This window comes from Burkholderia sp. Tr-20390, assembly GCF_017104595.1.
Classification (GTDB): Bacteria; Pseudomonadota; Gammaproteobacteria; order Burkholderiales; family Burkholderiaceae; genus Burkholderia.
Genome location: NZ_JAAGPC010000052.1, coordinates 1 through 20919, shown reverse-complemented (window position 1 = coordinate 20919; position 20919 = coordinate 1). Strand labels below are relative to the sequence as shown.

Below are 20919 nucleotides of genomic sequence, written 5' to 3'. Positions count from 1 at the left end.
GTACTGTTGGCACCAGCCGGACTCGCCCCGAGTACCGGCCATGAAATACCGGATCGACCCGCGCGGGCGCCGCTTGTCGGCGGGCGAGCGCGGCGTTTCCGATGGTGTTGATGCGTGCTTACGTTCGAGATCAGTGAAGAGTCAATACGGAGTTTGAATTGGTAGACGAATTCATGCCTATCCTTCAATCGCAGACGATGGAGGAGCTCGGGGCCCACGTGGGAAGTTTCTGCCGCGAGGCCGGATACCAAACTTATATGTATTCGGTTGTCTCGTCCGGGTCCGCCGGCGAGACGGCCTTCAGTCACATCATCTCGAACTGCCCGGCCTGGCAGGATGTCTACACCGAGCGCCGCTACGCGAACATCGACCCGATACTCGCCCACGCACGCACGTCCTCGCTGCCGCTGCGATGGGAGCGCGCGATGTACAGCTCCGGCGAGCAGCGGTGCCTCGAAGCGGACGCGCGTCGCTTCGGTCTCGTTCACGGCCTGAGCTTGCCGGTGCGCGGCCATCGCGGCGACATCGGCGTGCTGAGCGTTGCCTCCGACGGCTCTGAAGGCATCCCGGCGCACGACCTCGGCCAGACCGCGAAACTCAGTCTGCTTTGCGCGTACATCGAGGAAAAGGTCACCATGATCGCGCGGGAAACCAAAGGGCAGGGCACCACGCGGATGTCGGGCATGAGTTCGCGCGAACGGCAATGCCTGCAATGGTGTTCCGCCGGCAAGACGAGCTGGGAGATCGGCGAGATTCTCGGCATCACCGAGCGAACCGTGAATTTTCATATCGGCAATGTCGTTCGGAAACTCAATGCCAAGGGCCGTCGTCATGCGGTGACGAAGGCCATCTCGCTCGGGCTGCTGTGCGTCTGACAAGCAGGCATCGGTTGTCTTGCGGCTTGGGTCTGATTGTTCCGTCAAGCTGGCGGAGGGGAACGGAACAGTCATCAATCGGCGGCACTCGGGTCCTGACAGCGGTTAGCGTCCTTCGCCCGGTGTCTCGACTTCGATCGCGTCCGGCTTGCCGTGCTCACGTGGCCGGGCGACCAGTCGGCGAACCTGGCGTGTCGTCAACTCCAGCCGTTCCGCTGCACGCCATGGCTTGAGCTTGCCGTCCGCTACGTCCTGAATGACCTTGAACCTGTCTAGCTCCCGCATCGTCATCGTGATCCGCTCCGTTGCAGCCATTGCAGCCTCCGGCGCCGGACACCCGGCGGCCGGTCAGCTTACGCGGCCCGAAAGCGGACATTTCTATGTAGCCAAAAGCGGACATTTCAATCTAGCCATTACAACCAAATCCGTCGATAATGTTGATTATGTCAAATACGATATTTCGCCTGCAGACGTCGTGTGGCCAGCGTAGATAAACCGCGAGATACATCACCCGCACCAGGCAACTGACCCGAGCACGGCTCCCGCGGCTTCGACCTCTCACTTCCCCGACGCAATCTTCTGGAGCTCTTTGCGAGCATCCGGAAAGTGCTCTTCAGCCTGCTCAAGCGTAAGAAAGTACGGAACTCGAGCTTCCGCAACGATCTCGAGAAGTTGACCACAATTCTTGCACCGGTACAGCTCCGCATGCCTGGAAATATTTATACCCAGGGATTCATAGTTAGAGCTTGTTCCGCCAAAGTTTCTACACTTTTCGCACGACATCAAAATCTCCTAATTCGGGCTGTTCCGATTGCTCGCTTGCCGAGTGACATAGCAATCGGCCCGTGAATTTTGACCTGCCTCGCGTCCCGATTCGGCAGGTTTTTCTTGTCGCCGTGTCCGACTAGACTGGCGGCGTGATGCCGGGTTGCAGCTTCATGGCGAGCGATGCGTTCGGCTCGGATCAGCAGGCAGATCGTCTTGTACTGTCTTGGTCCATCTCGTCACCGCCCTACGCCCGCCGCGTCGCCCGACCGACGCCACGACCCGAAACGCCACCGGCGCGAACACGAGCCCGAACACCGTCGCTGCCAGCACACCGCCGAACGCGCCCGTGCCGATCGACCGTCGGCTTTCCGCCCCCGCGCCCGTTGCCAGCACGAGCGGCACGACGCCCAGCAAGAACGCCATCGACGTCATCACGATCGGCCGGAATCGCGCGGCGGCCGCATCGACCACCGCCTGCCGCAACGACACGCCATGCACGACCAGATCACGCGCGTATTGCACGATCAGGATCGCGTTCTTTGCCGCCAGCCCGACCACGGTGATCATCCCGACCTTGAAATACACGTCGTTCGGCATCCCGCGCGCGAGCGCCGCCGCGATCGCACCCATCATGCCGAGCGGCACGATCGTCAGCACGGACAGCGGAATCGTCCAGCTTTCGTACAGCGCGGCCAGCGCCATGAAAACCGCGAGCACCGACAACCCGACGAGCAGCGGCGTCTGCCGCGCGGCAACCTGCTCCTCGCGCGCCGCATCGACCCAGTCGAAGCCGATCCCGGCCGGCAGCGCAGCGGCAAGCCGCTCCATCTCCGCCATCGCCGCGCCCGAACTCGTGCCGGTCGCCGCCCGGCCGCTGATGTCGAGCGACGGATAGCCGTTGTACCGGTTCAGCATCACCGGCCCGATCGTCCAGTGCGGCGCGGCAATGGCCGACAGCGGCACCATGTCGCCGGTGCGGTTCGGCACCGTCAGCGCCATTAGCTGCGTATCGGTTGCGCGTGCAACCGGATCGGCCTCGATGATCACCCGCCGCATCCGGCCCGACGCCGGAAAGTCGTTGATGTAGTTCGAGCCGAACGTGCCGCCCAAGAGCCCCGCGATCCGCTCGAACGGCACGCCGAGCGCATACGCCTTCGCGCGGTCGACATCGAGCTCGATACGCGGTGCATCCGGCAGGTCTTCGAAATGCACGGCCGAGAGCAATGGGCTCGCCTTCGCACGCTCGGCAAGCTGCTCGCGGGCCGCCTTCAACGCGTCGAGCCCGACTCCACCACGATCCTCGAGCCGGAACGTGAAGCCGTCCGAATGCCCGATGCCGCGCACCGACGGCGGCAGCGCCGCCTCGACGTCGCCGTCGAGGATCGCACTGAACCGCCCGTTGAGCCGGTCGCGCAACGCGATCGCATCGACGTCGCGCTTCGCCCAGTCCTTCAGTTCCACGAACGCCATCCCGACGTTCTGCCCGCTGCCGACGAAACTCCAGCCGATCACGCTCGTCACGTTCGCAATCGCCGGCTCCCCGTGCAGGATAGCCTCCACCCGCTCGACGACCGCGAGCGTGCGCGCCTGCGTGGCGCCCGCCGGCAACTGGATCATCACCTGCAGTTGCCCCTGGTCCTCGGTCGGCAGGAAACCGCCCGGCATCATCCAGTACAGCAGCCCGCACCCGATCACGAGCACCACATAGACGGCCACGACCATGCCGGTGCGGCGCACCGCAAACACGGCGACGCGGCGATAACCGGTTTCGGCGCGCGCGAAAGCCGTACCGAACCGGTCGGCCAGACGCGCGCCGATGCCGCGTTGCCGCGCACGGCCGGCGCCGCGATCGTGCCGCGCGACCGGCTTCAGCAGGTTCGCGCACAGCGCGGGCGTGAGCGACAGCGCCATGAACGACGACACCAGCATCGACGCGATCATCGCCACCGCGAACTGCCGGTAGATGCCGCCGACGCTGCCCGGGAAAAACGCCATCGGCACGAATACGGCGGTCAGCACCGCGGTCACGCCGACGATCGCCCCGCCGATCCGCTTCATGGCCCGGCGCGTGGCGTCGCGCGGCGACACGCCCTCCTCCATCACGCGGTGCACGCTCTCGACGACGACGATCGCATCGTCGACCAGGATGCCGATCGCCAGCACGAGGCCGAACATCGTGAACACGTTGATCGACAGCCCGAGCGCCCACATCGCGACGAACGCACCCATCAGCGTGACGGGAATCACGACGGTCGGCACCAGCGTGTAGCGCAGGTCGCGCAGGAACAGCCACATCACGCAGAACACCAGCACGACGGCCTCGACGAGCGTCAGCACGACTTCGTGGATCGCGATCTTGACGAAATGCGCGCCGTCGAACGGAATCTCGACCGCGACGCCCGGCGGCAGCGTACGCGAGAGTTCCGCGAGCCGCGCGCGAATCGCATTCGACGTTTCGAGCGCGTTGCCGCGCGGGCCCAACTGGATGCCGACCGTCGCGGCCGGCCGGCCGTTCAGCCGCGAATAGAACGAATAGTCGTCGCGGCCGATCTCGACGCGCGCGACATCGGCCACGCGCACCACCGAGCCGTCCTGTTTCGACTTCAGCACGATCCGGCCGAACTCCTCGGGCGACGTGAGCTGGCCCTTGACCACGACCGTCGCGGTGAGCTGCTGGCCGCGCACGAACGGCGCGTCGCCGATCGCGCCGGCCGTGACCGTCGCGTTCTGCGCGCCGATCGCCGTGATCACGTCGTCGGCGCCGAGATCGTATTCGCGCAACTTGACCGGATCGAGCCAGACCCGCAGCGCCTCGTCGGCATCCCACAGCTCGGCCGCGCCCACCCCCGGCGCGCGCTTCAGCTCGCGCAGCACGTAGCGGTTCAGGTAATCGCCGAGCTGCGCGGAATCGCGCGTGCCGTCGGTCGACGTCAGCGTGACGAGCATCAGGAACGTGTTCGCCGCCTTGAACACGCCGATCCCCTGCTGGACGACCTGCTGCGGCAGCCGCGGCTCGACCTGCTTCAACCGGTTGTTGACGTCGACGAGCGCGATGTCCGGATCGGTGCTGGGCGCGAACGTCACGTCGATCTCGAGGTTGCCGTGGCCGTCGCTGCTGGTCTCGTAGTACAGCAGCCCGTCGGCGCCGTCGAGGCTTTCCTCGATGACGCTGCCGACGTCGGCATCGACCGTCTCGGTCGACGCGCCCGGATAGGACGCGGTGATCACGACCCGTGGCGGCGCCAGGCGCGGATACTGCGCGATCGGCAGTTGCGGAATGGCCAGCACGCCCGCGACGACGATCGCGAGCGCGACGATCCACGCAAAGACGGGACGGTCGATGAAGAATGACGGCATCGGCGAGTGTCGGCGAACGCGCTACAGCGTGAGCTCGAATGAACGCGCGAGCAGCCCCGGCAACTGCGCGCCTCCGGTGGCGCGCTCGCCGTACGTGTCGTCGCTCGCGAGCAGCGCCGGCACCGCGCCGAGTTGCTCGAGCTCCGACCCGAACAGCCGGTAGAAGCTGTCGTCGAACCGCATCGCATCGACCGGCGCGACGATGCGCCCGCCTTCGACCCAGAACGTCGCGAACCGCGTCATCCCCGTCATCCGGCACGCGATCGGGTCCGAGAAGTTCAGGTACCAGAGGTTGCCGACGTAGAGTCCCGTGTCGAGCGCGGCCAGCACGTCGGCATCGGCGAGCGTGCCGCCCGCGATCGACAGCGACTGCGGCGCTTCGGCGTTGTCCGCGCCGTTCGGTGTGCGCCCGTGCTCGCGCGCGGTGCGTGCACACACGAGCTGCCCGGCGCCCCGCCCTTCGACGACGAGCGGCACGCTGTCGCGCCGGTAGCCGTCCGCGTTGAACGCCGGCGCGATGCCCAGCGAGAAATCCTCGGTGATCGACACGCGCGGATCGAGCGCGACCTCGCCGGCGTACAGGCGATGCAGCGGGCTGCGGGCGCTCGCCACCGCGCGCGCCGAAAAGCCGCTCCAGCCGAGCAGGCTCGTCATCTCGTGAATGGCGTCCGGCGCGAAATACGCGCGGTAGCGCCCGGGCGCAAGCGCCTTCGGCGAGCGGCCGAGCACGGGCAGCCGCGCGGCGGCCGCGTCGACCTTCGCCGCGAATACCGCATCGCGCCAGTCGTCGCCCGCATAGACGGTCTTGATCGCGCGACCGCTCGGGTCGTACAGCGACCAGCTGAAATTGAAATTCTCGACCTCGTACCACCCGCGGCTGCCGGTCGACGACGCGAAGCCGCGCGCCAGCGTGCCGCCCGCGTAAAAGCCGACGAAGTCGAGCCCGCGCGCGCATTCGGCCACGATTCGCGCAAGCCCGTCCGCATTCGGCAAGCGCCCGGTGCGGCGCGTTTCATGCACCCACGACGCGGTATCGAACAGCAGGTGCGGGTCGTCCTGCGCATCGCGCAGGCCATCGCGCAGCACGGCGAGCGCGTCCGCCAGTTCGCGCAGGTCGGCTGTCGGATCGCCGCAGACGGTCAGCGCCGAGTGCGCCTGCCGCGCGCCGTCGATGAGCCGCACGGACAGCCGCCCCTGCGTGACGCACCCGGTCTGGCGAATCCTGCCGCCGTTGAAACGGATGAAGTCGGACGTTTCGCCGGAGAAGCCGAGCAGGACGGTTTCGGTTGGCGCGGTCAGCCGTTGCGCGTCGTCGGCGAGCCGGGCGAAATACGCGTGCCAGTCGATTCCGGCGCGGCGTGCCATCGGATCGAATCCCGTCATCACGCGCCTCCGAAGACGTCGACGCCGGCGAACACGCAGGCCGGCGCGGCGTGGCCGACACGGATGATCTGCGCAGGCTCGCCCTTCCCGCAGTACGGCGTGCCGTAGATGCCGAACGTGCTCGCATCGCCGACCGCGCGCAGGCTGCGCCAGAACTGGGCGGAGATGCCGCGGTAGTTCGGACGCTTGACGACCTGCGTGAGCCGGCCGTTCTCGATCAGTTGCCCGAATTCGCAGCCGAACTGGAATTTGTTGCGGTGGTCGTCGATCGACCAGGACGTGTTGGTGCGCATCAGGATCCCGTGCTCGGTGCCCGCGATCAGCGCATCGAGCGACTGGTCGCCGGGTTCGACGTTCAGGTTCGCCATCCGGTCGATCGGCGCGCGGTTCCAGCTCGACGCGCGCGAGTTGGCGACGCCCGGCAAGCCCGCGCGCTGCTGCGACAGCGCCCCGCCGAGCAGCCGTTCGAGCACGCCGTTGCGGATCAGGTACTGCTTGCGCGCCGGCGTGCCGTCGTCGTCGAATGCGTAGGACGCGGCTTCGGCCGTCGGCTCCGGATCGAACGTGACGTTCAGCAGCGGCGAGCCATATTGATAGTGGCCGACCATCTCCGGCCTGACGAAGCTCGATCCGGCGAAGTTGCGCTCGTCACCGAGAATCCGGTCGAGTTCGAGCGGATGGCCGATCGACTCGTGGATCTGCAGCATCATCTGGTCCGGCATCAGCAGCAGGTCGCGCCTGCCGGTCGGGCAGTTCGGCGCGGCGAGCAACTGCAGCGCCTCGTCGGCAACACGCGCGCCGGCGCCATCGAAGCCGTATCGCGCCAGCACGTCGATGCCGCCCTGCGCCAGCGTGCCCGATTGGCCGAGCGAGCGCGTCTGCGTGTCGCCGTCGCCATGGGCGACGGCCTGCAGCTCGGGCATCAGGAAGCGGAAGCGCTGGTCGATCCGTACACCGTCGCTCGTCACGTAATACTGCTCGGTGTGCACGATCATCACGCTCGCCGAACGCTCGACGATGCGCGCGCCGAGGTTTGCCGCCGCGCATTCGTGCGCGAGACGCTCGATCCATTCCGCGCGCGACGGCAGCGCCGCATCGACATCGGGCGACGCATAGGTGCCGCTCGCCTGCGGACGCGCGGCCTGCCGATGATCGACCAGCGCCCACGGCGCGCTGGCCCGGGCCCGCGCGGTCGCGATGTCGAGCGCCGCCTGCAGCCCGGCCGGGGACAGGTCGGGCGTCGCCGCATAGCCGGCGCCCGTGCCGGCCCAGGCCGTCAGCATCGCACCGCGCTCGCGCGTGCGCGAAAACGGCTGCGCGACGTCGTTGCGCACCGCGTGTTCGTCGATCGTCTCGTCGACGATGCGCAGCGACCAGAAATCGGCGTCGCTGCGCAACCCCTGCGCTGCCTGCACGGCTCGGGCGCCCGGCGCCCGGTTCTCGTCAATCATCGGTTCCCTCTTGCTGCTCCTGCGGGCCGCGCTCGGGCGCCAGCATGGACGACGCGAGCAGCGCCCGCGTATACGGATGGGATGGCGCGTGCAGTACGTCGAGCGTCTCGCCCGCCTCGACCACGCGTCCCGCCTTCATCACGATGACCCGGTGGGCCATCGCGCGCATCACCGCCAGATCGTGCGTGATGAACAGGTAGCTGAGTTTGTACTTCTTTTGGAGATTCGTCAGCAGATTCAGCACCTGCTTCTGGATCGACACATCGAGCGCGCTCGTCGGCTCGTCGAGCACCAGCAGTTCCGGCTCCACCGCCAGCGCCCGCGCGATCGCGATCCGCTGCCGCTGCCCGCCGGAAAACTCGTGCGGATAGCGCAGCATCGCTTCCGGCGGCAGGCCCACCTCCTGCAACAGCGCGGCGATTCGCGCCCGCCGCGCGTCGCCGGCCACCTGCGGCCGGTGCACGCCCAACCCCTCGCCGACGATCTGCTCGACCGTCATGCGCGGCGACAGCGAACCGAATGGATCCTGGAACACCACCTGCATGCGCCCGTACAGCGTGCGCCGGCCCTGCGTCGTGCGCAGCGACGCCAGCGGCATGCCATCGATCTCGATCCCGCCCGACGCCGGCCGCTGCAGCCCGAGCACGGCCGACGCGAGCGTCGATTTCCCCGAGCCCGACTCGCCGACGATCCCGAGCGTTTCACCGCGCTTCAGGCTCAGTTGCACGTCGTGCACGGCGCGGAACGTCGTCTTGCCGAGCACCGAGCGCCAGCCCTTTGTCGCGATGCGGTAGTCGACGGCGAGGTGCTGCACGTCGAGAATCGTCTGCGCGCCGGCGGCCACCGGCTCGACCGTCCGTTGCGGCGCGCTGTCGAGCAACCGGCGCGTATACGGATGCTGCGGCGCCGCGAACAGGTCGGCCGTCGTGTTGCTCTCCACCAGTACGCCCTTCTCCATCACGGCCACACGCTGCGCGAAGCGCCGCACGAGGTTCAGGTCGTGCGTGATCAGCAGCACGGCCATCCCGCGCGAAGCGGCCTCCTGCTCCTGCAGCTCGATCAGCAGGTCGACGATCTGCTGGCGCACCGTCACGTCGAGCGCGGTGGTCGGCTCGTCCGCGAGCAGCAGGCGCGGTCGGCACGCCAGCGCCATCGCGATCATCGCGCGTTGCCGCTGCCCGCCCGACAGCTGGTGCGGGAAGCTGTCGATGCGCCGCTCCGGCTCCGGAATCCCGGTGCGCCGCAGCAGCGCGATCCCGCGCTCGCGCGCGTCGCCCGGGCGCAGCCCCTCGTGCAGCCGCAGGCTCTCGGCGATCTGCTTGCCGATCGTATACAGCGGATTGAGCGCCGTCATCGGCTCCTGGAACACCATCGCGATATCGGCGCCCCGAATCCCGCGCATCTGCTGCTCGGTCTTCGCGAGCAGATCCTCGCCGTCGAACAGCATCCGCCCCGACAGCGTCGCCTGCTGCGCAAGCCGCAGGATCGACAAGGCGGTCACGCTCTTGCCCGACCCCGACTCGCCGACGAGCGCCACGCGCTCGCCGCGGCCGATCGACAGGCTCAGGTCCTGTACGGCCGCGCTCGCGCCGAAATGCGCGGAAAACCCGTCGATCTGCAGCAACGGTTTCGTCATCACCGCCCTCCGCCGAATGCCGAACCGCGCGTGCGCGTGTCGAGCGCATTGCGCAGCGCATCGCCCATGAAGGTAAGCAGCAGCAGCGTCACCACCAGTGCTGCGAACGCCGCGATCGAGATCCACCACGCATCCAGGTTGTTCTTGCCTTCCTGCAGCAGTTCGCCGAGGCTCGGCGTCGGCGGCGGCACGCCGAGGCCGAGGAAATCGAGACTCGTCAGCGACAGGATCGCCGCGCTCATCCGGAACGGCAGGAACGTGATCACCGGCGTGAGGCTGTTCGGCAGCACGTGGCGCCACATGATCTGTGCGTTGGTCAACCCCATCGTGCGCGCCGCTTTCACATAGTCGAGCGCGCGATTGCGCAGGAATTCGGCGCGTACGTAGTCGGACAGCACGAGCCAGCCGAACATCGACAGCAGGATGAACAGCAGCCACAGCGACGGCGTGAAGATCGACGCGAAGATGATCAGCAGGTACAGGTCCGGCAGCGCACTCCAGATCTCGATCAGGCGCTGCCCGACCAGGTCGGTGCGGCCGCCGTAGAAACCTTGCAGCGCGCCCGTCAGCACGCCGACCAGCACGCCCGATATGGTCAGCGCGAACGCCATCAGCACCGACAGCCGGAACCCGTACAGCAGCCGCGCGAGCACGTCGCGGCCGAACTGGTCGGTGCCGAGCCAGTTGCTCGACGACGGCGGCGCCGGATACGGCCGCGACGCGAAATAGTCGATCGTGTCGTAGCGGTAACGGTTCGGCGGATAGATCGCGAAATTGCCGTGCGACTCGATCTTCGTGCGGATATACGGATCGAGATAATTCGTCATCGCGGGAAAGTCGCCGCCGAACGCCGTCTCCGGATAGTCCTTCACGATCGGGAAGTAATAGTGCCCGTCGTAGCGCACGATCAGCGGCCGGTCGTTCGACAGCAGGTCCGCACCGAGGCTGAGCGCGAACAGCACCGCGAAAATCACGAGGCTCCAGTAGCCAAGCGGCTGCGCGCGAAAGCGCAGCCACGTGCGCCGCCACGGCGACGGCGAGGCCGCGCACGCGGCGCAGGCCGGGTCAGTGGTCCAGGCGGTTGAACTGGATACGGGGGTCGACGAGGACATAGCAGATATCCGCGATGAGTTTGGTCAGCAGGCCGATCAGCGTGAACAGGAACAGCGAGCCGAGCACGACCGGATAGTCGCGGCGGATCACCGAGTCGTACGACAGTTGCCCCATGCCGTCGAGCGAGAACAGCGTCTCGATCAGCAGGTTGCCGTTCAGGAAGGCGCCGACGAACGCGGCCGGCAGCCCCGTGAGCAACGGGATCGCCGCGTTGCGCAGCACGTGCTTCCACAGCACGTCGCGCTCCGGCGCGCCCTTCGCGCGTGCGGTCAGCACGTACTGCCGGCCGATTTCCTCGAGGAACGTGTTCTTGGTCAGGATCGTGACGATCGCGAAGTTGCCGACGACCGACGCCGTCACCGGCATCACGACGTGCCACAGATAGTCGAGCGCCTTGCCGATCAGCGTCAGGTCGTCGAAGTTATCGGACGTGAGCCCGCGCATCGGGAACACCTGCCAGAACGTGCCGCCGCCGAACAGCATCAGCAGCAGCACGCCGAGCACGAAGCCCGGCACCGCGTAGCCGGCCAGCACCAGCACGCTCGTCACGGTGTCGAACCGCGACCCGTTGCGCACCGCCTTCGCGATACCGAGCGGCACCGACACCAGGTACGTGAGGATCACCGTCCACATCCCCAGCGTGATCGACACCGGCAGCTTCGAGCGGATCACCGCCCACACGCTGCGATGCGCGAAATAGGACTGGCCGAGGTCGAACGTCGCATAGCTTTTCAGCATCAGCACGTAGCGTTCGAGCGGCGGCCTGTCGAAGCCGAACTGCTTGCGGATCTGCTCGATCTGCTGCGGGTCGACGCCCTGGCTGCCGTGGTAGCCGCCGCCCCCTCCGCCCGCCTCCCCGCCGCGCGCACTGCCGTGGCGCAACTGCGCGAGCACCTGTTCAACCGGGCCGCCCGGCACGAACTGCGTGACCGCGAACGTGATCGTCACCACCCCGATCAGTGTCGGGATCATCAGCAGCAAGCGCCTGAGTATGTATGCCAGCATCGTCGTTCCTCCGTCAGGTGGCCGGCACAGGTTTCGCCGCCGGTTGCTTCACGTACCAGTAGTCGATGATCCAGTCCTCGTATTGATAGGAGTCCGGCACGATCGCCGGGTGGCCGAGCGTCGCCTTGTAGGCGATCCGCGCATTCGGCAGGTAGTACTGCGGGATCAGCGCGTACAGGTTGATCAGCACGCGGTCGAGCGCGTGCGTGGCCGTCTCGAGATCGTCGAGCGTGTCGGCTGCGAGCGCCGCGCGGATCAGCGCATCGACGGCCTTCGACTTCACACCCGGATAGTTCTCGGAGCCCGGCTGCGACGCGGCCGCACTGCCGAAGCGGCGCGTCAGCTCCGCACCCGGAATCGTCACCGGCAGGTAAATGTACGTCGTCATGTCGTACTCGAAATTGTCGAGGCGCTTCAGGTAGACCGCGCTGTCGATCTCGTGGAGATACGCGTGGATGCCGAGCATCGCGAGCGCCTGCGTGTACGGCAGGATCAGACGGTCCATGCCGGGCTGGTCGTCGATGATCTCGATCGTCATCGGCGTGCCGTTCGCGTCGCGCAGCGCGCCGTCGCGGTAATGCCAGCCGGCCTGCGCGAGCAGATCGCGCGCCTCCTTCAGGTTCGCGCGCAGCGAGTTCGGCGGCAGCGTCGACGGCTGCCGGACCATCGGGCCGAACACCTCGGGCGGCAGCGTCGAACGGAACGGTTCGAGCAGCGCAAGCTCCTTCGCGCTCGGCATGCCGGATGCCGCGAACGGGCTCGCCTCCCAGAAGCTGTTGGTGCGGCGATACTGCCCGTAGAACATCATCCGGCTCATCCAGTCGAAATCGAACGCGAGCGCGAGCGCATGCCGCACCCGCACGTCCTGGAACATCGGCTTGCGCATGTTCATCAGGAAACCCTGCATCTGCGCGGGGCCGTCGGGAAACTCGCCGCGCGTCAGCATACCGTTGCGAAAATTCTTGCCGACGTACTTGCGCGCCCACTGCGTCGCGCTGTATTCCATGCGCGCGTCGATGTCGCCGGCCTTGAACGCTTCGAGCGCCGTGTACTGGTCCAGGTACAGCTTGAACGACACGTGCGCGAAGCGGAACATGCCGCGTCGCGACGGCAGGTTCGCTGCCCAGTAGTGCGGGTCGCGCACGTAGCTGATCTGCTTGTCGTTCTTGCGCTGGTCGATCAGGTACGGGCCGCTCGCGATCGGCGGCACGTTCGCGATCTGGTCGAACGGCGGCCGCGTGCCGTCCGCGCGCTGCCCCCATTTCGGCGAGAACACCGGCAGGTCGCCCGCGATCAGCGCGGCGTCGCGCTCCGCGTGCTTGAACTCGAAGCGCACCGTGTGGCCGTCGACCACCACCGCGCGCTTGATGATCGAAAACTGTGCGTTGTACAGCGGCGACGCCTGCGGGCTCGTCAGCGTGTCGAACGAATATTTGACGTCGGCCGCGGTGATCGGGTCACCGTTCGAGAAGCGTGCGGCCGGATTGATGTGAAACGTCGCCGACAGCCCGTCGGGCGCGATGTCGACGTCGTCGGCGATCAGCGCGTATTCGGATGCGAGCTCGTCCCAGCTGCGCTGCATCAGCGTGTCGAACATCAGGTTCTTGATGTCCGGTGCGGGCGCGCCGCGCACGAGGAACGGGTTCAGCGAATCGTAGCTCTGCGCCTCGTCGTAGTTTTCGAACTGGAGCGTGCCGCTGTCCGGCGCATCCGCATTCGCGTAGTCGAAATGCGTGAAGCCCGGCGGATACTTCGGATGGTCGTATTGCGAGATCGCCGGCACCGCGAGCGCGGCCTGCGGCATGACGCTGCCCGACACGAGCCACACGGCGCACGCGAGCAGCGCGGCGCGCGTGGCGGTGCGCATCCGCCCGTGCGTGCGCGTCAGGTGCGAGTGGCGCGGCACGCGTGCCCGTCGCCCATTCAACAGTCTCATGGTCGTTCTGTCCGGAAGCGTGCGGGTGTGAAGCCTGCACGCAATCGATGCCCGTGCCGGACGCCGCATACGGCCGCGTCCCGCGGATGGTTCGTGCTGTCACGATCGGATGAACTGCACCGCCGCGCGTCCCGGTTGCGGGCCGTGGTGGCGCCAGGCGAAAAAAGGCCGCCCCGAAATGGGGGTAGTGGACGTGGAGCGGCCTGTCCAAAGCCTGTCAGTGCATCGCGATCGCCGTCAGAACTTGTACGTCGCGCCGACCTGCGCGAACCGGCCGATGTACGAGTACACCGACGTGTCGTACCCGCTTTGGCTCAGCGTGCCGTTCGCGAAGATCGGGTCGTACGGCGGCGTGCGGTTGAAGAGGTTGTCGATGCCGCCGTAGATCGTCCAGTTCTTGAAGCCCGTGTACGTCACCATCAGGTTGAACTGGCTGTACGAACCGACCTTGCTCGGCTCGGGCATCAGGTTCTGCGCGTACGGGCCCGTGAACTGCCACGTCAGCGCCGCATCGAACTTCCGGTAGTTCCAGTCCAGCGTCGTGTTGCCGCGCCAGCGCGGGAAGCTGCCGCCGAACGGCTGCGTGATCGTGAAGTTGTTGCCCGCGCCGTTGACCGGCGCGGCGCCCGGGAAGCCGATCTTGTAGCTGTTGACGTAAGCCCAGTCGCCCGACAGCGTAATCGTGCCCCAGCCCTTCAGCGGCAGGCCCTGGCGGAACGTGCCTTCGAAGCCGTTCGTGTCGAGGTAGCCGAGGTTCTGGTACGGAATCACCTTGTACAGCAGCTGGCCGGTCGTCGGGTCGGTCACGACCTGCGATGGCTTGCCCTGGCCGATCACGTTGTCGATGCGGATCTTGTACCAGTCGAAGCCGAGGTCGGTGTAACGGCTCGGCGAGACCTGGAAGCCGATATTGAGGTTGCGCGTGCGTTCCGGCGCGAGGTTCGGGTTGCCGACGGTGATCGACGTATAGTTCTGGCCGGTGGCCGGATCGACCTGGATGCCGAGCGTCTGCGACTTGCTGTCCTCGACGAAGGTCGGCGCGCGGAAGCCGCGGTTGTACGACGTATACAACGTGAGCGCCTTGATCGGCTGGTACCGCAGCGCGAAGCGCGGCGAGAAGGCGCCGCCCACGTCGGTGTAGTGATCGTAGCGGCCTGCCTGGCTGAACGTCAGGTTCTCGATGATCGGTATGTTGATCTGGTAATAGATGGCCGCGACGTTGCGCTGGCCATCCACCGTCTCGAGGTCCGGCGTGATGACGGCCCCGCTCAGGTACTCGGAACCCGGCGTCAGCGTTTCGCTCTGGTGCGTGAACTGCGCGCCGAAGCCGATGCCGACATCGCCGGCCGGCAGATGGAACAGGTTCGGCGTCGACAGCGTCGCATCGATCGTGTCGAGCTTCGAGATGCCGAGGTTGTTCGCATCCTGGAACAGCCCGTTGAACGCGTTTGGCGTCGCGGCCGGGTTCGCGAAATTCAGCGTGCCGTTCTGGTAGATGTTGTTCAGCGCGTTCACGTTCAACTGGTTCGTGAACACGTTCGACACCGTGCTCTGCGAATGGCTGACCGACGTCGCCCAGTCCCAGTCGCCGTACGGCAGCGTAAACGACCCCTTGATGCCGGCGGCCGCCCGCCAGTAGTTGGCCCAGGTCTTTTGCGCGACCGTGTTCGGAAACGCATAGGTGAGCGGCGTGGCCGCGCCCGTCGTGTTGTACGGGTTGCTGGCCGGCACCGTGTAGTTGAACGGCGACAGCAGCTTCGTCTGCGGATTCCAGACGAGCGCCGGGTTCTGCGAGTTGCCGATCACGTTGTTCCACAGGCCGTCGTTGGTCGTGGTCGTGTTGTAGCTCTCCATAAAGTCGGCGAACGCGGTCGTCTTGTCGTCGATCTTGAAGTCACCGTGGAGCTTCGCGTTCAGGCGCTCGGTCATCGGCAGGATCGACGTGCTTTCCGCCGTGTTGTACCCGCAGATGGTGCCCGGCAACCCGGCCGACAGCGAATTCGTCGCGGCCTGATGAACCGAGCCGCCGAACGGGCAGCCGCCGGTCAGCGCCTGCGCACTGCCGTCGGGCATGTTCCAGTACGACGGCGCGAGCAGCGAGAAGCCGCCCGGCTTGCCCGTGAAGTCCTGGTTGCGCGTGGAATCACGGTCGGCCAGCGTGAAGCCGTTCGACTTGTAGTAGCTGAGCGCGGCCGTCACGTTGAAGCGGTCGGCGTTCAGGTCGCCGAAGCCGCCGAGCACGCCGAATTTCATCGTGCCGTCACCGTTGCCGGCGTTGATCGCGCTGCCGAGGCTGCCGTCGAGCTGCAGGCCGCGGAAATTGTGTTTCGTGATGATGTTGACGACACCGCCGATCGCGTCCGAACCGTACTGCGACACCGCGCCCGTCTTCACGATTTCGATCCGCTCGATGTCGTTGAGCGGGATCGTGTTGAGGTCGAAGAACGAATCGACGCTGTTCGAGAAGAATGCATACGGCGCGACGCGCTGGCCGTCGACCAACACGAGCGTGTACTTCTCCGAGAGGCCGCGCAGTGCAATGCCGGCCGCGCCGGCCGCGAAGTTGCCCGATTGCCCTTCGCCCCAGCTGTTCGCCGAGTTGGCTGCCGCATCGCGCAGGAAGTCGGCGACGGTCACCGCGCCGCTGGCCTGGATTTCCTTCGGCGTGATCGTCTGCACCTGCTGGAAACCCGTCTTGTCGGCCTGCCGGATCAGCGAGCCCGTCACTTCGAACCGCTTGATCTGCGCGACCTTGCCCTGCCCGTTCGCGGCGGGTGCGGCAGGCGTCGCGTCGGCTGCTGCACCGGGTGCTGCATCGGGCGCCGCAGCGTCCGGTGCAGCGGCGCTGCCCGTTGTGCCGCCCGCCTGTGCAACGGTCACGGGCGCGCCGCTCGCGACCGCATCCGCGATCGCGACGGCGCCCGGCGCCGGCTGGCTCTGGGCGAACGCCGGCGGCGCGAGTACGGCCGTCAACGCGAGTTCCGCCCAGACTATCCTCTTGATGGCCAACGCCAAAACTCTCTGCTTCATCTTGTTCCCTCTCGCTCGTAGTAAGACCCCACCTGCTGTGCGCCGGAACCTTGTGAATTCCTTGCGCGTCCTGGGTGCCCGTGTACCGGAACCCGCGATTGCCACGCTTTCGACTGCCACGACTCGAACGGATCGGCCTCGTAGCACCAGCGCCATTCAGCATCACCGTCTTTTTCTGTTTTGATTCGTCATACTAAACACCTACATTGAGCGCATTGCCTGCTTCTTCCCGGCTCGACGGGCGGTTGGTTCCATAAAACGCGAACCTGTATGCGCGCCACACTGCGCACCCTCTGCCGTCGACCAGGTACTTCTCCTTCCTCCCGGCCGCCTTCGCTAGAACAGCCTCGGCGTGCCGACCCAGACGATCACCGCCTCTTCGTCGGCCGTATTGCGCCACGCATGCGGCATCGTCGATTCGTAATGCGCGGTGTCGCCCTCGTTCAGCGTGAACGTGCAATCCTCGAGCGTCAGCGCCACCTGCCCGCGCAGCACGTAGACGAACTCCTCGCCCGCGTGTGTCGTCATCTCGGACGACAGCTGCCCCGCCGGCATCCGGACGAGAATCGCGTCGAGCTTGCGGCCGTCCACCAGGTTCGTCAGCCTGGCGAACCGGCTGGCCGAGTTCGTGAACTGGAAATACTGCAGCGCGTTGCCGCGGCATACCGAGCGCGCTTCGGTCGGCGTGTCGATGAAGTACTGCATCGTCACGCCCAGCGCCTTCGCGATCCGCACCAGCGACGTGATCGACGGCGTCGCCCGCCCGCGCTCGACCTGCGACAGGAACGGCTTCGAAATGCCGGCGATCGTCGACGTTTCGTCGAGCGTGAGTTTCAGGCGCTGGCGCAGCGCCCGGATCTTGTTGCCAAGCGACATGGCGACGAGCACCGACTCATCAGGGGGCAAAACCATGGAAAGACGGTCCCTCGCAGTCGAAATCGGTTTGATGTCGTCAAGCCTCGACCGATGCCGTGACACAGCCGGCCCGGCGCGATCCCCCGCCGCACGCTGTCGCGACGTGCAAGCCACGCGGGCGGCGCACTCGCGTCGTGCGGCCGCGCAGCCCTCGCCCATTTCATTCGGTTTACTAATTAACAAGGTTGCCTCTTTTCATCGGTCGACCTGCCCGTCGTGCATCCGTGCGATCGCGGCGGCACACCGCTTGCCGACCGCCAGCGTTGCGCGCGGCCGTGCACGTCCGTTGCGTTACCGGGAGGCCACCACCGCCCAGAGCCGTGCCAGATCACCGGAACCGTCGGTACCCTTGACCGTGCGCAGCACCTGGAGCGCACGCGCTTTCTGGCCGGCCACGTAATACGCCTCGCCGAGCCGCAGCCGCGCCGCGTCGGGATGCTCGAGCCCGCCCTTCGCGATCGCCTGCTCCATCATCGGCAGCCCCTGTTGTGCATGGCCCTCGAAGACGAGGTTCATGCCTGCGTCGATCGGCGCTGCCGGCGTCGTCGCGTCTCCGCCCGATTGCGCGCGCTTCGCCGCGAGCGTCTGCAGCCGCTTCTCGCGATCCGCCTGCGCGTCCTTGCCGAGTACGCCGGATGCGAACCCCTGGTCGATCACCTGCTTGCCCTCGGCGGGCGAGCCCGCCACCAGCGCGAGCTGCGTCATTTCCATGTATGCGTTGGCGGTCGTGAGCGAGCCCGTCGCCCGCCGCAACCGGTAGATGTCGAGGTCGAGCGACGGCAGATACCCGGGGTTGCCGCGAATGGCCGTGACCATTTCGTCCCAGTACGCGGGGCTCGGGTGATAAGCCACCAGCAGCCCGAGCGCACCGCGATACGCGTTGCCGTCCTTCACTTTCTGCGCGCAGGTCGCCAGCATCTGCAACTGCCCTTCATCCGGTACGTGTCCGCCATTCGCCTGCGCGTCGGTGCTCGCTTTCAACTGGTTCACGAGCGGTGCGCAATCGTTCGACAGGTAGTAAGACTGCGTGAGCAGCGTGCGCATTTCCGGATCCGAGCCACCCGCCTTCAGGTAGCGCTGCGCGACGCGGATCGCCAGCGGGTAGTTCTTCTGCTGGAAGTAGATGCCGGCGAGCGCCGCCGTGGTCCGCTGCTCGTCGTCGCCCGAGAGCCGCCCGGAGTTCAGCACGCTCTCGTACGCCTGCGCGGCCGTCCCCGAATCGCCGGCCGCCATCGCTGCCGCGCCGCGCATTTCCTCCACGACGGTGGTTTCGTACGGCGTCCGGTTCGGCACGGCGGCCGCCTGCGCGATCTTGCCCAGCGCGTCGCGATACTTGTGCGCGCGGTACAGCTCCTGTGCGGCCGCCAGCGGTTTCGCCACGTCCGGCCGCAGCGCGTCCGCCGGTAGCGCCGGGCGTCCGAGCAGGGCCGCCGCGCCGAGCGCCGTCACCGCCATCATCCGTTTCCATCGTCGCTGGTTCATCGGCTCGTCCGTGTCGTCATTGCATGAACTGCTCGTTACCGATCAGGCCGATCTTGGTCGCGCCCACGCGTTGCGCGGAGGCGAGCACCGCGGCCACGTCCTTGTACGGCACCAGCTTGTTGGGACGCAGATGAATCTCCGCCTGCACGGGTTCCGCCGCCACCTGGGTAAGTTTCGACTCGAGCGCCGCGCGGTCCGGCACCGGCGCGCCGTTCCATGTCGTCGTGCCGTCGAAGTCGATGTCGATCTGCACGATTTCCGGCGGCGTGGCCGGCGGCGGCGGATTACCCACCGGCAGGTCCATCTTTACCGAATGCATCTGAATCGGGATCGTGATGATCAGCATGATCAGCAACACCAGCATCACGTCGATCAGCGGCGTGGTGTTGATATCGACCATCACTTCCGGTTCGGCATTGCTTCCGCCCGAAGGCACATTCATTCCCATCGTCGACTCCTGTCGATCCACGTTAGCGCTTTAGCGCTTACGTGGATCCCATGCTTTGCGGTCGATCCACGTTAGCGCTTTAGCGCTTACGTGGATCCCATGCTTTGCGGTCGACCCACGTTAGCGCTTTAGCGCTTACGTGGGTCCCATGCTTCGCGGTCGATCCACGTTAGCGCTTCAGCGCTTACGTGGATCCCATGCTTCGCGATCGACCCACGTTAGCGCTTCAGCGCTTACTTGGATCCCAAGCTTCCCGGTCGACCAGCGTCAGCGCTCCACCACTTGCCGCCGGCCCCCCGTTCCCCCGATTCCGCTGCGCGACTATCCCCCGCGCGCCGGCGGCTCCGTAATGAACGACAGCTTCGCAATCCCCGCGCGCTCGCACATCGTGACCACCCGGCCGATGAACTCATAACGCGTGTTCTGATCGCCCCGCACGTGGACGCTCGGCTGCGGCTGCTGCTGCGACACGCTCTTCAGCTTCGCGAGCAGGGTCGTGGCATCCACCAGCTGCTCGCCCCAGAAGAAATCGCCATCGCGGTTCACCGCGATCTCGATGCTCTTCGGCGTCGTCTGCAGCGGCTGCACCGTCTCCTTCGGCAACTGAAGCTGGATCGTGTGCGTCACGACCGGAATCGTGATCAGGAAGATGATCAGCAACACCAGCATCACGTCGACGAGCGGCGTCGTGTTGATGTTGGCGATCACCTCGTCGCTATCGTCCTGCCCGACGTTCATGGCCATCGCGCGTCTCCGTCAGCCGATCAGTTCGCGAGCGACGCCGCGGCCGGCGACGACGACGACGCGCGTACCGGGCGCCGATTGCCGGCCAGCAGCACGGTATGCAGCTGCGCGCCGAAGTTGCGCACCCGCTCCATCACCGACTTGTTTCGGCGGACCAGGAAGTTGTAGCCGAGCACCGCCGGCACGGCGACGGCGAGGCCGATCGCGGTCATGATGAGCGCCTCGCCCACCGGGCCCGCGACCTTGTCGATCGACGCCTGCCCGGCGATGCCGATGGCCGTCAGCGCGTGATAGATCCCCCAGACGGTGCCGAACAGCCCGACGAACGGCGCGGTGGAGCCCACCGTGGCCAGGAACGCGAGCCCGTCCTGCATCCGGTTCGACACGTTCGTGATCGAGCGCTCGACCGACACGTCGATCCACGTGTTGCGGTCCACCGCTTCCAGCAGCGCGTCTTCATGATGCTCGCCGGCCTCGATCGCCGTTTCGGCGATGAACCGGAACGGCGACGCCTCGTCGAGCAGCTTGGCGCCCTCGGCGAGCGACGGCGCGGTCCAGAGCTGCGCATCCGCCAGCTTCGCGCGGCGATTCGCGCGCAACTGCTCCAGGAACTTCGTGATCATGATGTACCAGCTGCCCATCGACATGATCACCAGCAGGATCAGCACGAAACGGGCGACGAAATCGCCGTTCTTCCATAGCGCACCGAGCCCGTACGGATTCTCGACCGCTTCCGTCGTGGCCGGCGCGGGCGGCGGAGCCGGCTCGGCGGCAGG

The 20919-nt window shown here is 66.6% G+C and carries 14 protein-coding genes and 1 pseudogene; 1 reads left to right on the top strand and 14 read right to left on the bottom strand.

Features of this window, described 5'->3' with window-relative positions:
- The first annotated feature begins 158 nt into the window (after positions 1-158).
- Positions 159-875 carry a LuxR family transcriptional regulator gene (locus tag G3N98_RS16595; RefSeq protein WP_206148693.1) on the top strand — a complete coding sequence of 239 codons (717 nt, stop codon included), beginning with the start codon at positions 159-161 and terminating at the stop codon, positions 873-875.
- 150 nt (positions 876-1025) lie between these two features.
- On the opposite strand, the pseudogene G3N98_RS16590 reads toward G3N98_RS16595, so the two are convergent.
- The 14 genes and pseudogenes from G3N98_RS16590 to G3N98_RS16525 form a co-directional block, all read right to left on the bottom strand.
- Positions 1026-1190: pseudogene (locus G3N98_RS16590) on the bottom strand (helix-turn-helix domain-containing protein); the annotation flags it as partial.
- Between the two features lie 621 nt (positions 1191-1811).
- Positions 1812-5000, bottom strand: a complete 3189-nt coding sequence (locus G3N98_RS16585) for a multidrug efflux RND transporter permease subunit (protein ID WP_241025944.1) — start codon at positions 4998-5000, stop codon at positions 1812-1814.
- Positions 5001-5021: 21 nt separating this feature from the next.
- Entirely contained in the window at positions 5022-6383 is a 1362-nt protein-coding gene (locus tag G3N98_RS16580) for a metallopeptidase TldD-related protein (protein ID WP_206148692.1), read from the bottom strand.
- The gene (locus G3N98_RS16575) at positions 6383-7834 is read right to left on the bottom strand and encodes a TldD/PmbA family protein (RefSeq protein WP_206148691.1); all 1452 of its coding nucleotides are present in this window, start codon (positions 7832-7834) and stop codon (positions 6383-6385) included. The genes G3N98_RS16580 and G3N98_RS16575 overlap by 1 nt, the downstream gene beginning before the upstream one ends.
- Positions 7827-9470: a dipeptide ABC transporter ATP-binding protein gene (locus G3N98_RS16570; RefSeq protein ID WP_206148690.1), complete on the bottom strand. Its 1644-nt coding sequence runs from the start codon at positions 9468-9470 to the stop codon at positions 7827-7829. The genes G3N98_RS16575 and G3N98_RS16570 overlap by 8 nt, the downstream gene beginning before the upstream one ends.
- Positions 9470-10582 carry an ABC transporter permease gene (locus tag G3N98_RS16565; RefSeq protein WP_206148689.1) on the bottom strand — a complete coding sequence of 371 codons (1113 nt, stop codon included), beginning with the start codon at positions 10580-10582 and terminating at the stop codon, positions 9470-9472. Before G3N98_RS16565 ends, G3N98_RS16570 begins: the two co-directional genes overlap by 1 nt.
- Positions 10536-11588: an ABC transporter permease subunit gene (locus tag G3N98_RS16560; protein ID WP_089472858.1), complete on the bottom strand. Its 1053-nt coding sequence runs from the start codon at positions 11586-11588 to the stop codon at positions 10536-10538. The genes G3N98_RS16565 and G3N98_RS16560 overlap by 47 nt, the downstream gene beginning before the upstream one ends.
- 13 nt (positions 11589-11601) lie before the next feature.
- Positions 11602-13524, bottom strand: coding sequence for an extracellular solute-binding protein (locus tag G3N98_RS16555; protein WP_206148688.1), 1923 nt, complete (start codon positions 13522-13524; stop codon positions 11602-11604).
- Between the two features lie 237 nt (positions 13525-13761).
- Entirely contained in the window at positions 13762-16554 is a 2793-nt protein-coding gene (locus G3N98_RS16550) for a TonB-dependent receptor (RefSeq protein ID WP_206148687.1), read from the bottom strand.
- 336 nt (positions 16555-16890) lie between these two features.
- The gene (locus G3N98_RS16545) at positions 16891-17466 is read right to left on the bottom strand and encodes a cupin domain-containing protein (protein ID WP_011352155.1); all 576 of its coding nucleotides are present in this window, start codon (positions 17464-17466) and stop codon (positions 16891-16893) included.
- 294 nt (positions 17467-17760) lie between these two features.
- Positions 17761-18951, bottom strand: coding sequence for a tetratricopeptide repeat protein (locus G3N98_RS16540; protein ID WP_206148686.1), 1191 nt, complete (start codon positions 18949-18951; stop codon positions 17761-17763).
- A 16-nt stretch (positions 18952-18967) separates the two neighbouring features.
- Positions 18968-19399, bottom strand: a complete 432-nt coding sequence (locus tag G3N98_RS16535; protein WP_011352157.1) for a biopolymer transporter ExbD — start codon at positions 19397-19399, stop codon at positions 18968-18970.
- Positions 19400-19720: 321 nt separating this feature from the next.
- A complete protein-coding gene (locus tag G3N98_RS16530) occupies positions 19721-20143 on the bottom strand; it encodes a biopolymer transporter ExbD (RefSeq protein WP_089472862.1) in 423 nt (140 codons plus the stop codon).
- Positions 20144-20163: 20 nt separating this feature from the next.
- Positions 20164-20919 (bottom strand): MotA/TolQ/ExbB proton channel family protein (locus G3N98_RS16525; RefSeq protein ID WP_206148685.1); only part of this gene is annotated, 756 nt, incomplete at its 5' end.